At 49.9% G+C, this 15,819-nt stretch carries 14 protein-coding genes and 1 tRNA gene; all 15 read right to left on the bottom strand.

All coding sequences use genetic code 11. The annotated features are described in order from the left end of the window. Positions 1-87 precede the first annotated feature (87 nt). The 15 genes from ftsH to VF724_RS16765 all read right to left on the bottom strand — a co-directional run bounded on the left by ftsH (position 88) and on the right by VF724_RS16765 (position 15,608). Complete coding sequence (gene ftsH, locus VF724_RS16835; RefSeq protein ID WP_371755403.1) at positions 88-2,061, bottom strand: ATP-dependent zinc metalloprotease FtsH; 1,974 nt, start codon at positions 2,059-2,061, stop codon at positions 88-90. A 100-nt stretch (positions 2,062-2,161) separates the two neighbouring features. Continuing rightward, the gene (gene hpt, locus VF724_RS16830; RefSeq protein ID WP_371755420.1) at positions 2,162-2,701 is read right to left on the bottom strand and encodes a hypoxanthine phosphoribosyltransferase; all 540 of its coding nucleotides are present in this window, start codon (positions 2,699-2,701) and stop codon (positions 2,162-2,164) included. 42 nt (positions 2,702-2,743) lie between these two features. Further along, a complete protein-coding gene (gene tilS, locus VF724_RS16825) occupies positions 2,744-4,189 on the bottom strand; it encodes a tRNA lysidine(34) synthetase TilS (RefSeq protein WP_371755402.1) in 1,446 nt (481 codons plus the stop codon). A 17-nt stretch (positions 4,190-4,206) separates the two neighbouring features. Continuing rightward, positions 4,207-5,127, bottom strand: coding sequence for a protein kinase domain-containing protein (locus VF724_RS16820; RefSeq protein WP_371755401.1), 921 nt, complete (start codon positions 5,125-5,127; stop codon positions 4,207-4,209). Next, positions 5,111-5,851: a vWA domain-containing protein gene (locus tag VF724_RS16815; protein WP_371755400.1), complete on the bottom strand. Its 741-nt coding sequence runs from the start codon at positions 5,849-5,851 to the stop codon at positions 5,111-5,113. Before VF724_RS16815 ends, VF724_RS16820 begins: the two co-directional genes overlap by 17 nt. A gap of 315 nt (positions 5,852-6,166) precedes the next feature. Then, a complete protein-coding gene (gene spoIIE / locus VF724_RS16810) occupies positions 6,167-8,659 on the bottom strand; it encodes a stage II sporulation protein E (protein WP_371755399.1) in 2,493 nt (830 codons plus the stop codon). Positions 8,660-9,296: 637 nt separating this feature from the next. Further along, positions 9,297-9,370: transfer RNA gene (locus tag VF724_RS16805), tRNA-Met, on the bottom strand. A 284-nt stretch (positions 9,371-9,654) separates the two neighbouring features. Beyond that, positions 9,655-10,173 carry a S1 domain-containing RNA-binding protein gene (locus VF724_RS16800; protein ID WP_371755398.1) on the bottom strand — a complete coding sequence of 173 codons (519 nt, stop codon included), beginning with the start codon at positions 10,171-10,173 and terminating at the stop codon, positions 9,655-9,657. 121 nt (positions 10,174-10,294) lie between these two features. Further along, complete coding sequence (locus tag VF724_RS16795; protein ID WP_371755397.1) at positions 10,295-10,621, bottom strand: FtsB family cell division protein; 327 nt, start codon at positions 10,619-10,621, stop codon at positions 10,295-10,297. A 107-nt stretch (positions 10,622-10,728) separates the two neighbouring features. Continuing rightward, positions 10,729-11,295: a spore cortex biosynthesis protein YabQ gene (gene yabQ / locus VF724_RS16790; RefSeq protein WP_371755396.1), complete on the bottom strand. Its 567-nt coding sequence runs from the start codon at positions 11,293-11,295 to the stop codon at positions 10,729-10,731. After that, positions 11,292-11,573: a sporulation protein YabP gene (gene yabP / locus VF724_RS16785; protein ID WP_371755395.1), complete on the bottom strand. Its 282-nt coding sequence runs from the start codon at positions 11,571-11,573 to the stop codon at positions 11,292-11,294. The genes yabQ and yabP overlap by 4 nt, the downstream gene beginning before the upstream one ends. Before the next feature lie 114 nt (positions 11,574-11,687). Beyond that, entirely contained in the window at positions 11,688-11,945 is a 258-nt protein-coding gene (locus tag VF724_RS16780; protein WP_371755394.1) for an RNA-binding S4 domain-containing protein, read from the bottom strand. Then, on the bottom strand, positions 11,945-12,217 hold the full coding sequence (locus VF724_RS16775; protein ID WP_371755393.1) for an HU family DNA-binding protein: 273 nt from the start codon (positions 12,215-12,217) through the stop codon (positions 11,945-11,947). Before VF724_RS16775 ends, VF724_RS16780 begins: the two co-directional genes overlap by 1 nt. Before the next feature lie 203 nt (positions 12,218-12,420). After that, a complete protein-coding gene (gene yabN, locus VF724_RS16770) occupies positions 12,421-13,914 on the bottom strand; it encodes a bifunctional methyltransferase/pyrophosphohydrolase YabN (protein ID WP_371755392.1) in 1,494 nt (497 codons plus the stop codon). 20 nt (positions 13,915-13,934) lie between these two features. After that, positions 13,935-15,608, bottom strand: a complete 1,674-nt coding sequence (locus VF724_RS16765; RefSeq protein WP_371755391.1) for a putative polysaccharide biosynthesis protein — start codon at positions 15,606-15,608, stop codon at positions 13,935-13,937. Positions 15,609-15,819 lie beyond the last annotated feature (211 nt).

The raw sequence follows: 15,819 nt of genomic DNA, 5'->3' as shown, positions 1-15,819 counted from the left end.
TTAAACTCCACAGACAAAAAAAGGTCTGTGGACCTTATGATTTCCGCAGCAAACCAAAAGATTCACAGACTTGAAAATTCACTTCCGCTATTCTTCTTTATCGTTCTTGTCAAAATCCAGCTTGTTCTGTTGGTCCTGAACCTGGATGTTGACCTTAACATCTTCATTCGGTTTGGGCGGCTGCTGAGCTTCCGCAAAGATTCCCCGGGAGGAACCCTCCGAACCCGGCGCCCCGTCTTCATCCAGCTTGCCTTTTTCAATTAACTGGCGAATCATATCGATATCCAACGTTTCCCGTTCGAGAAGGGTGTTGGCGATCAAATGCACTTTGTCCTCACGCTCTTTCAAAATTTCTTTGGCGCGGTCGTAACAGCTGCGGATAATCGTTTGCATCTCCAGATCAATCTCATAAGCGATCGCATCGCTGTAATTTTGCTCATGTCCGAGATCCCGGCCAAGGAATACCTGTCCCTGCGGATTCCCAAACTGCATGGGACCCAACTTATCGCTCATGCCGTATTCGGTAATCATGCTGCGAACGAGACTCGTGGCTTTCTTGAAGTCGTCATATGCTCCCGTACCGATCTCGCCGATGAATAATTCTTCGGAAACCCGGCCGGCCAGCGTTCCGGTTACTCTTTCAAGCAGCTCTTTCTTCGTTATTAACAGACGATCTTCCTTGGGAAGCATCATTACATAGCCGCCGGCTCTGCCTCTGGGAATGATGGTCACTTTCTGAACCATATCGGCATTCTCGAGATAGTAGCCCACGATCGTATGACCTGCTTCGTGATAAGCGACGATTCGTTTTTCCCGTTCGCTGATGACTCGGCTTTTCTTCTCCACACCGATCATGACCCTTTCAACCGCTTCTTCAATTTCCCTCATGGAAATATCCTTCCGGTTTTTGCGGGCAGCCAGCAGGGCGGCCTCGTTCAGCAGGTTTTCAAGATCCGCACCGGTAAAACCGGTGGTGAATTTTGCAATGACATCAAGCTTGACGTCTTGAGCCAGCGGCTTGTTCCTGGCATGGACCTTCAATACCGCCTCCCTGCCTTTTAAGTCGGGTCGATCCACGGTGATCTGACGGTCGAAACGTCCGGGACGCAAAAGCGCCGGGTCTAGAATATCCGGACGGTTCGTGGCAGCGACAATAATGATTCCTTCATTGGCTCCAAAGCCGTCCATTTCCACCAGCAGCTGGTTCAAGGTCTGCTCACGCTCGTCGTGACCGCCGCCCAATCCGGCGCCGCGCTGTCGTCCGACTGCATCAATCTCGTCAATGAATATGATACAAGGGGCATTCTTCTTGGCATTCTCGAACAAATCCCGAACCCTGGATGCGCCGACTCCGACGAACATCTCCACAAAATCCGATCCGCTGATGCTGAAGAACGGCACTCCCGCTTCTCCGGCAACGGCCCGGGCCAATAGTGTTTTACCTGTTCCCGGAGGACCGACCAACAATACACCCTTGGGAATTCTCGCGCCTACCGCGGAGAATTTACGGGGATCCTTCAAAAATTCCACGACTTCAACCAGCTCCTGCTTTTCTTCATCGGCTCCGGCTACATCGTCGAAGGTGACCCTCTTCTTTTCTTCATTATACAGACGGGCACGGCTTTTTCCGAAGTTCATCACTTTGCCGCCGCCCTGGGCCTGGTTCAGCAAGAAAAAAAACAGAATGAATATGATCACGAAAGGGATGATCGATGTCAGGAAGGTAAACCAAACATTATCACCTTCCATTTTTTCCCACGTTTCTTTGGCCACACCGCTCTGTTGGATTTGATTGATTACCTGATCGCCAAACGGGGCACGGGTTACAAAATTCGGTCGATCCGGGTTTGCCGGATTTTTATATTTGCCGTTGATCAAATATGTATATCCGTCAAACTTGACTGTGACTTCTTCCACATTCTGCTTCTGCAGCTCGGAACGGAACTGATCATATCGGATCTGTTCACGCTGATCATTCTGATTGCTGATAAAGTGGACGATCCCGACCGTAACTAAAAATATGAGCAGATAAAAACCCGTATTCCGAATGAATCTGTTCATCCCCTACCTCCTCTCAACGCGCACTTTTTTTATTTTACCACAGTCAATGTGCGCATCACAACAAAACGAAAATTGGTTGCATATCATAGCGGTAAATTCCTTATCTTGTATATACTTCCGGTTTCAAGGTGCAGATATATGGCAGGTTTCGATACTTTTCCGCATAATCCAAACCGTATCCGACAACAAAGAAATCGGGCAGAACAAAGCCCTTGTAATCAGCCTCCAATTCAACCGTTCTGCGTGCGGGTTTGTCAAATAGAGTTGCTATGGAGACCGAAAGCGCATTTCGGCGTTCCAGCACATCAATCAAATAACTCAAGGTTAAACCGCTGTCAATAATGTCCTCGACAATTAATACATGCCGGCCTTCCACAGGCGTGTCAAGATCTTTGATGATCTTCACCTCGCCCGAGGATTTGTTCGACTGCCCATAGCTTGAGGTTGCCATAAAGTCAATCTCCAAAGGCATTTCCAGCCGCTTCACAAGATCGGCCATAAAAATAAAAGCACCTTTCAATACGCAGATGACCAGCGGATTGCGATCCCTGAAGTCTGCGGTGATCTGCCGCCCGAGACGGTCGATCTCTGCCTGTATCTGTTCTTCGCTGTACAAAATCTCCTGAATGTCGTTTTGCAGCAAAATGACCCTCCTACTATATAGTATGAAATCGGGAATTTTTCATTCAAAAGGGAGCAAATTCCCCTTGATTATCCTGATTTGAAGGACATGCGAAGTGCTGGCGTCAATCGGCGCCAGAGCCGACCTGCGCAAACCCGGAATCCAAAGAATCCGCTGTTGTCCGTCTACCAAAAGCGGAATTCGGTCGCGAACGTAATAACTGATTTTATGATCGATGAACAAATCCTTGACTTTCTTGCTGCCGTCAACCCCCATCGGCCGAAAGCGGTCACCGGGAAGGCGATTTCTGAATGCCAAGGGAAGATCAAGCTTACCCAAGTCGAAAAACGCTGCAAGCTTGCCGTCCCCCGGATAATCGGACGGCAGCTGCTCCGTTCGCAGATCGAACACTTCACACCGGATCCGCATCCCGGCCTCCGGAATCTCCAGAGACACCGGCAGCTCTTGAAGCGGATAATGAAAAGAGCCTGTGGCATGCGAATGCGGGTCTGCATTCAGCAGACGAATCCGGTCATATTCCCTGATCAGCCGCACTTCCCTTCCGAGATCAAGGGTAAACGTGGATGCGCCTTCCCGCAGAACGGCCGTGCGAATCGATTCAATCATAACAAAATCAACGTATTCCAGATGTGAAGCAAGATAACTTAATATTAGTTTAATCAATCTTCTTTGTAAAGCGAGCGGGACTCCCTGAAGGGATTTTCTGGAAAAGCGCAGTTCCCCCCGTTCCCTCTCTAATAGAGTCTCCGCCAGCCTGTGCGTTTCCTGCTCCATAAAATCGTCTTCTGCCCGCATTTGCTCCGCCAAACGGTTCAGAGACTGCGGAAGCTGCTCGTTGTATTTTGCCAAAAAAGGAAGAACGTCAAGCCTTATCCGATTTCTGAAATATTTACGAAGCTCATTGCTGCTGTCTGTCACTGTCGGCAGGCCCTCTTGCGCGCAGTACTCCAAAAGCTCCGACTTATATATACGCAGCAAAGGCCGGACAAGTTCCGTATTTTTTTCGTTTCGGCGAAGGGGGATGCCGGCCAGACCTGAAGGTCCCGTTCCCCGCAAAATCCGCATCATGACAGTTTCCGCCTGATCATCCGCATGATGGCCCAGCGCAATTTTACCGGCATCGTATTTTTCGGCCGTCTCCGATAAAAAAGCGTATCTCTTCTCTCTGGCCGCCGCTTGGGCATTCATCCCGCTTTCTTCCCTATATTTGGGCACGTCAATGACGGACAGCTCAAAGCTAAGTCCCCATTCCGCCGCAAGCCGTTCAACCAGCCACGCTTCCTTTGCCGATTCTTCAATCCGAAACTGGTGATTTACATGAGCAACCACCAATCTCCAGCGCCAGGACGGCGACAAACGGTAAAGCACATGCAATAGAGCCACGGAATCGGGGCCGCCTGAAACAGCCACAACAACCGTATCACCGGGACTCAACAGCCGTTCCTCTCCGATGATTTTCTCCACCTTACGCGGCAAATCCATCATAGTTCTTCCTTCCGCAATCAACCCTGCTGCAGCAAAAACACCAGTGTCGAAATAAATAAGATGAGCGAAGCGATAAAAAATCCCTTCAACCAGGGCATCCTTGGCCTCAGCGCACACTTTGCCCCGGCCTTCAGCGTGAGTTCCCGCCATTCCTCCAGAGCTTCATCCGACGAGACATAACGTCCTTGAAGCGCTTTGGCAAGGAATGGAAACACCGGCGCACAAGCAGGGGATGATCGGGCAACCTCCAGCAAGTCCTCCGCGCTCCGGTTCTGGGGCAGCTGAGCCCGAAGGCGCTCCAATTGCTTCCGATCGTCAGCCAGTTGGAGTATCAGCAGAGCGAATGAAAACAGATCATATCCTTCTTCAGCCGTTCGCAATCCCGCGTTCCAAAAGCCGCGGTCGTAAAATTCCGTGAACTGCTTGATGGAACGCCCGGTCTGCGTGACTCCTCCGTAGTCGATCAATTCGATATGTCCGTAGCCTGCCACCAGCACGTTTTCATTCTTCAGATCTCCGAAGATCCATCCTTGCCGGTGCAGACGATTCAATTTCGACAAAAGTCTATAAGCCGTTATGTACAGCCAATCTTGGCCATAGGTTTGAAGAAACTCGTCAAAGCGGATCCCCTGAATGAATTTCATCACATAAAAAGGATACGTTTGGCCCTTGTATGCAAAATCATCCGCATCCAGAAAAAAATCATTGCGCCTGTCCGATCGGCTCAAGGATTTCAGCACGTTGATTTCCGACTGCAAATCCAACGGATCGTACCCGATCTTTACGGCGCACAGATTTTTCCCCGCTCCGGCTGACGCCAGAAACACTTTTCCATTGGCGCCCTCCCCCAATATTCGCAGGATCCTGTAGTTCCTCCCGTGCCATTTGCCTGTAATGATTGCCCCTGCGGCAAATGCCGATTCATATGATATAGTCACCCAGCATACCGCCTTTGGCCGGATCGGAGTCTGTCCAACCCTCCGGAGCCTTTATTCCACCCACGATAAAGCGAACCAGTTGCATCAATGCGGGGCCCGTCGGTGTGGTCCCCTTCATGTTTAATTTATAAAATAAGTTGCCGATTTTTGCAAGATCCCGCGTCCAATGAAGATCCATGACGATGTCCCCGTCTTCTCCGCCAAATTTCGGAAAATGAAAGACGCTGATTTCGCTTTTTCCCGCGCGGGCCTGCAGGCTGATCATCAAATCGCGAATGGCATCCTCCACAGCTTTCATCTTCGGTTTCATGCTGGCGCTCGCATCAACCAACAAAGCCACCTGAAGCGATGAGGTCTCCGCCATATCATCGATCAGTTGGACCACTTTCTCCCGATCGTCGGGGGGAAGCGCCGTAATCGGGGCATTTCCAAACATTTGCCGCAGTTCTTTCTGCACCGCCTGCTGCACCGTATGAACAACCGTTTTGCGCGTCATCATCTGAATAGTCCTCGAAAGATGGACGATCGGCACCACTCTGCTCAACCCGCCTCCGGCTCTGGCGATTTCCTCAATTTCCTCTTTGCCCCTGTCGCCGATCTCCCCTTCGTCCACGACTCCGACCACATTTACCACAATATTTTCGGCCAGCGCATGAGCCGCCGCAACCACCGGACTGATGCCGACATTGGAACAGCCGTCGGTGACCAGTATGATTTGTCTCATCAACATTAACGACCTCCTTGTTGGAACACTGGAATCTTGAAATCTACGAATCTTGCTGTTATCCAGTCTTTCCACACGGGAGGCCGTCTAATCAGGCGCAGGCGAACTGTCCGTCGAACGGACCGAAAATGCTGAATATTTATTCCGTTTGCATTCATCGCTGCTATCAGCTGCGTATGGGAAGTGCCTCCAAGCTCCGTTGTTTTGAGTTTCTGTCATGAAATTTCACAGTAGTTGAAACTCAAAGCCAAAGTCGCTTATCCGGCATCTTCCCATACTCCGCTTCAGCCAAATGAATGCTATCTAAAACTTCCGTCAACTCACCGTCTTGGGCCGTTCGATGCGGGAAACTCCCGGCCAACGGATCGTTGACCATTCCGGACGAAATTTCTCGATTTTGGCTACGACCACTGTCATGTCATCGTAAATATCCCCGTGATGGTAGCGAACGACTTTTTCCAGTAAGCAATCGGCGATTTCCTGGGGGGTTTCCGCTTCAATTTCCTGAATCATCCGCTTCATCCACAGCTCCTTGTTCACTGCGGGTCCGGGAGCGTCGTAAATGCCGTCGGTCAGCATAAACAGGATATCTCCCGGCTTCAACTGTACGGACACCAGATCAATGTCTATATCCTGCAGAATCCCCACGGGCAAATTGTTGGCCGATACAGGAATCACCTCCCCTCCGCGTTTGATGAAGCTGGGGGAGGAGCCGATTTTCAGAAACGTCGTCTTTGCGGAATACAGATCGACCAGCGCCATATCGATCGTCGCGAACACTTCGTCCGAAGAACGCAGCGCCAACACGGAATTGACGGATTTGATCGCCAATTTTTCCTCCATGCCGGTCTGCAGCAGCTGCCGAAGAATCGCCAACGCGGCGCTGCTTTCCATCTTGGCGCGTTCGCCGTTGCCCATGCCGTCGCTCAAGGCGACTGCAAACTTGCCGTTTCCGAGCTCCGCCGCACTGTAGCTGTCACCGGAAAGCAGCGCTCCTCCTTTGGCAGCTGCCGCAATGCCGGTTTCCACATCGAACTCCTTGGCCGATCCGAACACTACCCTATAACACCCGTCTTTACGGTCCGAATATTGCTCGCTTTTGACGACGATGTTTTCCCCCATTATATCGGATAAAAGCGGGGCGATGATTTTCCGGCACTCATCGAATCCTTTGGTATACTGGTGAACAATTTCAATTTCCACATTTCCTTCTTCAAGGCTGACGATATCAATTGTATGAATCGACAGGCCGAGCTTTTCCAGCGCCAAACGAATCTGCTCTTCCTGGATGTGCATTTCCTGGCCCTCCCGTTTGATCTCCATGGCCAGATCCTGCATCACCTGGGACACACCGGACAGCTGCTCCGCAACCAAGTGGCGGCTGTCGTTAATTTGTTTTCTCCAGTGCCGGTCATGCTTGTACAGGTCGTATTGCTGCTTCATGATGTCCATGACCGCTTCGCTTTTTACGCAAATTCTTGTCCAGGAAACAGGAATATCCTCCTTGGAAAATCCCGGATTTTCCTCAATCGAGGTCATCATGTCGGTCATGAATTTATAGGTTTGGAAGAAATTCGTTTCCCAGCATTTCTCCCTTTTCCAACAGGAGGTACAGGAACGGTCCGCGATCGAATTCATGAAATGGCCCATTTCTTCATCCTTTCGCACTTCCTGACCATCAATTCCGAAATGCTTGAAGCTGCCGGCCAGCTGCCGGAATACTTCCGAAAATTGCTCCACCCTGCCCGCGGTGATCTCCCGGACCTTTTTGGCGTATTCGTATTGGGACTTTAAATTCTCCTGTGTTCCCGGCACAAATTTGGCGATCAGCGAGATCAGGCTTTTCGGCGTCAAAAACAGCAGCAAAACTGCCGTGCCCGATTCCAATGTGGAAACGAGCACCTCATCCTGACTGCCGATATATACGGAAAGAATCGATGCCCCCAACATTAATCCTATCGATACCGCCGCTTTCTTACCTTCCTTCAAAAGACCCGCCAACAGCCCGGCAAACGCCAGCAAGCTCATTTGCTGCACGGCATGGATGTCCGCCAGACTCAAAATCAGCCCGGTCACAACCCCGACGGAAGCGCCTAACGGCGCGCCGCCCACCAATGCAAAGAGCAGAATCAAATACCTGGACAGAACATGCTCCACTGAAACCGGCCCGATCAACCATCCCACCGTTCCCGTCATAACCGACCCCAGCAGGATAATCAAACAGATAATCTCTTCATTTCTGAGCTGCGTATTTTTCTTCTTCAACGTGAATACCGGAAGCGCCTGAATAAAAATCAACGTGAGGACAAAGCCTAGCACCGATTCAATCGAAGTCATCATTAACGAAAACCAGGTGAGGTTCCCGTTAACCATATAAGAAAACAACCTGACCGAAAACGAGGAAATAAAAACAATCATCGGGGCGTGGGACAGCTCCGTTCGGTCATACCTGCCCAGCGCTTGCTGAATGAGGTAAAACACGCCCAATTGAACGGCAATATGCCCGATTTGCGGCTGAACAGCCAGCAGGTTGCCGGCCAATAGGCTAAAGCTTGTCCACAGCAGCAGCTCTCTCCGCAGATAATATATGACGGCAAAGTAGGCCAGTGCAAAAGGGGACAGCTGCTCCAGGATCATCGCTCTCCCCAGCAAAAAAGCCATGGCCACCAGCGCAATCGACCATTTATGATCTGCCAGGGCTTGTACATATGGGTATTCCATCAGCCCCCCGCCCCGGAAACGGCGGAATCTGCTTAATGCATTGCGCACGGCAGAAGGGGACCTAACCGTTGAATTCTTTGTCTGCATGAAAGAGGCACCACCTATCTTGAAAATTCGCTTCCGCAAAAATCAATTCATTGTGAATTCTTCAAGGATGCATCGCGCGCCATTTTCATCACCCGCTGGTGCCATGGAAATGGCATGGGACGTCCATCTTGAAAATTCACTTCCTCAAGGACGCTCATTCTCTTTTTTCGTGTGCTCTCTATTATAAAATCTATCAAAGATAAAGTTTGTCAGAATAGGTTGGAAGATTCCAAGAAATTTGCGACAAAAAATCAGGTTTTTCATGCGGAATTATCATGATTCCAAAGACTTTACGCAAATTCCCGCGAATGCTGCGGGCTGACGGCAAAAAAAAGAGATGTCCCGTAAGTAGGGGGCTGCTGAAAAACTATCGTACCGAAACAGATTTACCTCTGCCAAGCCCGCTGGCGTTTTTCAGCAGCCCTGAATACGAGGGGAATCCCCTTTTTCGTATAAAAATAAAGAAGAGATCGTCCAAACTCGGTAAAATGTAAGTGTCACCCAACAAATACCAAGAAAGGAACGATCCCATATGTCTGTCTAATTATACCATGGTGCAACTATCTTTAATTACATAAATAGGGCTGACCCCCAGTAGATTTTTCCACTTACGGGACAGCCCCTTCATTGTAAAATATAGCGGCGAAGGGCCTCGAACCCCCGACCTCACGGGTATGAACCGTACGCTCTAGCCAACTGAGCTACACCGCCACAACAAACATGAGTATATAATATGCCTCCGGATATTGTCAAGAATCCTCAGTTGAAACGCTTGCAGACCGGACTCGTTGCCAGCATGAAAAGAACTGCAGCGGGGCAATCATGCGCCGTGCAGTCCGAGGTTCGGTTCATGTATATAAGAAAAACTTCTATCGAAGTCACTCTAAGCAGCCGGACCGCGTTTCAAGGAAGTTTTTCATGCCGATAAGAATTTGCCTTTCCAAAAAGCTCGGAAACTTATAAATTCTTATGCGGTGAAAAATTCGAATTTATGGTTAAACGCGTTTCGCGCCTCTCCCTCCCCGTTTGGAATCGGTATTTTTCTTGAGAGACGATATGCGCTCTTCACTATCCCTGAGAAAACGTACCATTTTCTCTTCGAACGAAGGAGATCTTCCGGGTGAACGGTGTCCCCAATCCTGATTCCTGTCTCCTGAACGGTGATGACTACCTCGGCTGCCGTTGGATTCAGGCCGTCCGCCAAATCCTCCCTGTCTTTCAGGCCTGCTTCCAAAACTTCCTTGTCTTTCCGGACGGGCGGGCTTTTCCGTCTTGGGTTTATCCACCGCCTGTTTAATGGACAAACCGATTTTCCCATCCTTGTCCACATTGATGACTTTGACGGTAACGACGTCGTCGATCTTGAGATGATCCTTGACGTCCTTTACATAGTTATCCGCGATTTCCGAAATGTGAACAAGGCCGGTGACTCCTCCGGGAAGTTCGACAAACGCTCCGAAATGAGTAATCCCTGTCACCTTGCCTTCCAACTTGGTGCCCACTTGAATTGACATAAAACGAAATGTTCCTCCCTTGGAATAATGCAGGATCCCGCCGGTGCCATGAAAAAAGCTGAGACGTCTGCTATGCAGATTATAACTGATGGCCAAAACAAGGTCAATATGGGACTTTTCCCTACTCGCCGTTCATCGGAGTGATGAAAAGCGTTTCCCCCGGCCGGGTCATTCTATAATCCTTCCTTACTCTTTGTTCAATATATTCATTGTCGTTCAAACGTGTGATTTCCATTTTTAACTGCTCGTTGATTTTTTTCGATTCCTCCAATTGCGTCTGTATCGAGGATAACCGAGTGTACTTGGCGTTCAGGTCCCCCTGTTGATTCCACAAAGTAATGGCTGTCCAACACATAAAGCTCATCAAAATGAACGTCAACAGACGAAGCCTTCTTCGCTTGCCTTTATTAGATTGGTTCGGTTCACTATGCATATATGCTTCGTTCATTATCGCCAAACATCCTCCCCGGGATCAGCATCGCCATCGGCTCTCTGCGTCGGAACTGCCGTGATGATTCAGTTAGGGCTCGCGATGAGTTATTTCATCGCGATGCCTTATTTATTAAAAAATCGCCGGATTATCCTTTTGACAAATCGGATCATCCCGTCTACCCAATGAAAATACGGTTTGAGAGGGCGAAGGGGAAATGCGAATAATTTCCATATGGGATAAAGCAATTGTATCATAATTTTAAAAATGAAAATAGCTATTGCGGACAAAAATCCAAAAATGACGATGACCAAGCGGTACAGGAGAATCAAAGGTTTAATCACGGTCCAGTGAAACAATCCGATAATGAACCGGACGATTTTTTGGATCAGGGCAATCGCCAGCACAATAATACGAATCGTCCAGCGGCTTAACAACAAAAAATAGAGGCTTACGCCCGCGATCAATCCCAAAAACACACTGAATCGCAGCTGGCCCTGAGTGGAGATGTACAGCGCCCGAAACACAATCAAGATGGCGGCAATCCAATAGATGATGTCCAGAATCGGAATCAACCAGCGAGGAAAGCTAAGCTTCGCCGAAAGCACCCTGTAGAGATCGAACAAAGCGCCGAGCACAAAGCCGCTGGCGAACATCATGTATAGTGTAATGAACTGGACGTTTAAGCTCACTTGAACAATTTACCCAAAAATCCCTTGGATTTCTCCGGGGAGCTTGCGTCCAGATACTCCATTCCGTTCACCAAGCCTTCGATCGCCACAAGGCCTTGTTCGAGATTGAGGTTTTTGATATGCAGGTTGCTGCCCTTAATGCTCAAAAATCCGCATTCCGTTTCGAGCAGGAACTCCTCGCTGTCAAAGCTCTCAACGTTCAAAACGCCGGATATCTCCATGATTTTCCGATTCAACATCTTGATTTCCTGTCTTTTGGTCTTCCCCTGTTCCATCATAGGCCATGCCCCTCCTTTTTACCTCTAGATTATGGAGGAGTCGTCCCAATTAGAACTAAAAGTTTCGCCTCAATGAAGAAGAGACCCTTCTGAGGGTCTCTAAATTTGAGTTTTTTACGAATGGATCTCTTCCTTCAGCAGAGTGTACATGCTGCCTGCATCTTCCTTGCGCATCGATTCCCCAAGTCGTTCAATCCGTACGGTCAACGTCTTTTGTCCGAATTGAATGGCCAGTTCATCACCGATTTTTACCGTACTGCTCGGCTTGGCTTCCCTTCCGTTAATCCACACCCTCCCTTGCTCGGAGACGTCTTTGGCGACTGTGCGCCGCTTAATGATCCGGGAAACCTTGAGGAATTTGTCCAATCGCATTATTTTACGGCTTCTTTAAGTTTGTTGCCTGCTTTGAAAGCGGGAACTTTGGATTCGGGAATCGTGATGGTTTTGCCGGTTTGCGGATTGCGGCCGACGCGGCCGGAGCGCTTGCGGGTTTCAAAAGTTCCAAACCCGATCAGCTGAACCTTGTCACCGTTGGACAATGCACTCGTAACTTCTCCCAAAAAGCCGTTGAGCACCGTCTCAACATCTTTTTTTGTCAATCCACTTTTTGTGGCAATGCTGTTGATCAAATCTGTTTTGTTCATTCTCTAGTTACCTCCTAATAAATAAATTCTTGCATTTGCAAGATTACTGAGAAACCTGAACCTCCGTGCGGAGATCCAAGTTTATCGCAAAAATAAAAGGTTCACGCAATATGTATTCTGTCTTTTTCAGGAAAATCCTGCTGTCATCAAGATTTTTTAAAAATTTTTTTTGTTTTTCGTACAATTTCCGACAGATTTCTTTTTTATTCTTTCTGCTTAGCGTTCTGCCACCATTGTTCCATCTCCAATAAATCAGTTTGCCCAAAATCTTTGCCTTTTATTCTTAGCTGCTCCTCGATATAGGAAAACCGGCGGATAAATTTGCGGATCGTCAGGGCCAGCGCCTCTTCCGGATCAATCTTGAAATAACGGGCCAGATTCACGACGGCAAACAGCAGGTCCCCCATTTCCTCCCGCCGCCTCTGCTCCATCACGCTGTCGTCGGCAAGCTCCATGAATTCCTTTAATTCCTCGATGATTTTATCCGCCACATCCTCCGGATGCTCCCAATCGAAGCCTGCTTGTGCGGCTTTCTTTTGAATTTTCAAGGCCTTCATCAAGCCCGGCAAATCTCTCGGAACACCGGCCAAAACCGATGCAGGCGCTGGCCCAGATTCTTCGGCCGATCGATCCCGCTTTTCCCTGGCTTTGATCTCCTCCCAGTTCTCCACCGCCGCTTCGGCGCTGTCGGCGGACCGGTCGCCAAATACATGAGGATGGCGGCGAATCAATTTCCGATTCAGCGTCTCAACCACATCCCATACGCTGAATATTCCGGTTTCCGCTTCCATTTGCGAATGAAGCATGACTTGCAGCAGCAAATCCCCAAGCTCCTCGCACATCGCCACCGGATCGTCATCATCGATCGTTTCAAGCACCTCATAGGTTTCTTCGATCAGATTTTTGCGTATGCTCCGATGCGTCTGCTCCCGATCCCAGGGACACCCTCCCGGACTGCGAAGAATCCGCACGATTTCCTCAAGACGCGAGAATGTCCGGTTGGTGACCGTCTCCGCATCAGTGCCGGGAATCCAAACGAGCGACAAATTGCCGTAGCCGTCCAAGCGATCCAAATCATGCAGCGGAATGCGCAGAATCTGTTCCTGGCCATCCACGCCCAGCGCATGCGCGACAACCACCGGGTATTCATCGGGATAAAGCTCCATCAAAGTCAATTTCACATCGGAAGCGACATTGGTGTCATAGACCTGGGCAATCAATGTATGAAGCGCCGGCTGCAGCTGCGCTCGTTCCAGGGAGGTTCCGTCCAGCAGCTGAAATCCTTCGATCGGGTCAAAGCCCAAGCGCAAAAAAGCCTGATCCAGGAAGCTTTCCCCGCCGTGAATATGCAGCTCAAGCCCGCGGTCCGCACATAGATCTTTCAAGAGCAGCACGGATTTTTCGGCAACCATCGGATGCCCCGGCACCGCATAAACGATTTCTTTCCCGTCTTTTTCCGCCATCCGCACAAGCTCCCGGGCGATATTCTCGTACACCTCGGGAAAGGAAGCGCTTTGCTCATACATCCCGTCAAAGCTTTCATAACGAAGATGATGCTCGTCCAGCAAATGCACGGCGGGGTGGTGGCGGGTGCGCAGATAAATGGTTTCCGCATGGCTCAACCGTTTCCAAATCCCCAGGCTGATTTGATCCTCATTTCCCGAACCGAGTCCGACAACGGTTATCGATGCTGACACGCTTATTCCTCCTTAAATGGTTACTTCTTTTGAACAGCCTGCGGTCTGCCGAGCAGCCGAAAACGAATCAGCAAAGGCAGCAATTTACGGCCTGCATTCGGCACACTTTCCAAATCTTTGGCGTCAATTACTCCAACACGGAAGATCAGCAGAAAAAAAGCAAGGGCGCCTCCGCCAACGGCAATCAGCGAAACGATGGTTTGCGCTTGGCGGAACGTCATGGATACCGGGATTGATCGCAGCGCCGCCTCGGAACCATGGATCAGCATGAACAGCAAAACGCACATCCCGATTATCGCAAGCATCGGCTTATATAAATAATGAGCCGGGGAAAAACGGACGCCCGTCCTGCGGGTCAACGCGATGATATTGAGGATGGCGGCCATAGCAAAAGCCAATACGGTGGCGGCCGCCGTTCCGTTGATGCCCCATACGGGCAAAAGCGCGACGTTCAAAACGGCCTTGAGCGCTGTTGACAAAAGCATATTGACTGCGGGAATAAGGACCGATCCCATTCCTTGAAGAATGCTCGCCGATGTAATATTCAGTGTGCTGAACAAGGCGGTAAACGCCAATATGGCGATCGCCGCCGTGCCTTCCGTATTTTTATACAGCATCACATTCACCGGATAAGCGGTCATCGCCAGACCTGCGGAAGAGGCCAAACCGAGCAGCCAGGTTAAACGGACGGACAGCTCCGTTCGGATTCGGATCGACCTCAGGCTGCCGACCGCCTTCGCTTCGGCGATCGACGGGACGATCGCGACAGCCACGGAACCGGCAATCATTGAAACCAACTGAACCAGCGTCAAGCCGCGATTGTATACGCCAAATTGAACCATGGCCGCTTCCATGCTCAGGCCGTGAAGATGGAGCAAGCGCGGCATGGTAAAGGAATCGACGATGTTCAAAATCGGGACGACGATCGAACCGAGGCAGATCGGAAGGGCATAGTAAACGATTTGCTTGACAAGCGGAAAAAGCGGCTCATCCTTCTCCTCCGCTTGGCCCCGGAGCCTTTCCGCGCTCCCGTTCTTTAATTCCTTGAACCAGCAATAAAGCATATAGGCCAGCCCCGCCAAGGCGCCGGCCGCGGAACCGAAGGTGGCTCCGGCCGCAATCCAGGAGTCGGGATAGTGCGCAGCATGCAGATAAAGCAGCAGCATGAGCATGACGGCCACACGGACGCCTTGTTCGATCACCTGAGAAATGGCAGTCGGCACCATGTTTTGCCGTCCTTGGAAATAGCCGCGCAGCGAGGCCATCTGCGGAACGAACAGCAGAGCGAAAGCAGCGCTCTGAATGGCCGGTTTGGTTTGGTCGTTATGTATCCATCCCGCAATCAGACCTGCGCCGAAGAAAAGAATGCAGAAAAACAAAAGGCCTGTAAGCATCAGGATCATACTGGAAACGTACAGGACTCTGCGGGCACCCCGTTCGTTGCCTTGAGCCGTTCTTTCGGAAACAAATTTGGAGACGGCGACCGGAAAGCCGGCCGTAGCCAAAAACATGATCAATATATAAAACGGGTATACGGCTGAATAGACGCCGAATGTCTGATCACCGCCAATATTTTGCAGCGGGATCTTCTGCAGCGTACCCATCAGCTTGGAAACGACTGCGGCTATTCCCAAAATGGTAGCGCCCTTCAACAATTTAGAACCCGTCGCGCTCGCCCCGTCTTTTATCGACATAGCCATTCTCCGCGTACTCAAATTATGCGCATTTTTTTGACTTGGCATAATAGACATTATAACCCATTCCCTATTAGAAATAAATTCGGCCCAAGGATAAACGGCTTCGCCGTCTTACCTAAGACGGGGTGAGTTTACCGTAGCGGAATAAGCTTATTTATATGCTGAAAACAAACTCTTATGTAGTAAAGAAAAGAGCCTTCCCGCAAGC

This window comes from Ferviditalea candida (assembly GCF_035282765.1).
GTDB lineage: Bacteria > Bacillota > Bacilli > Paenibacillales > KCTC-25726 > Ferviditalea > Ferviditalea candida.
The sequence above is the reverse complement of the archived record's forward strand: the minus strand, read 5'-3'. Positions and strand labels throughout refer to the sequence as shown.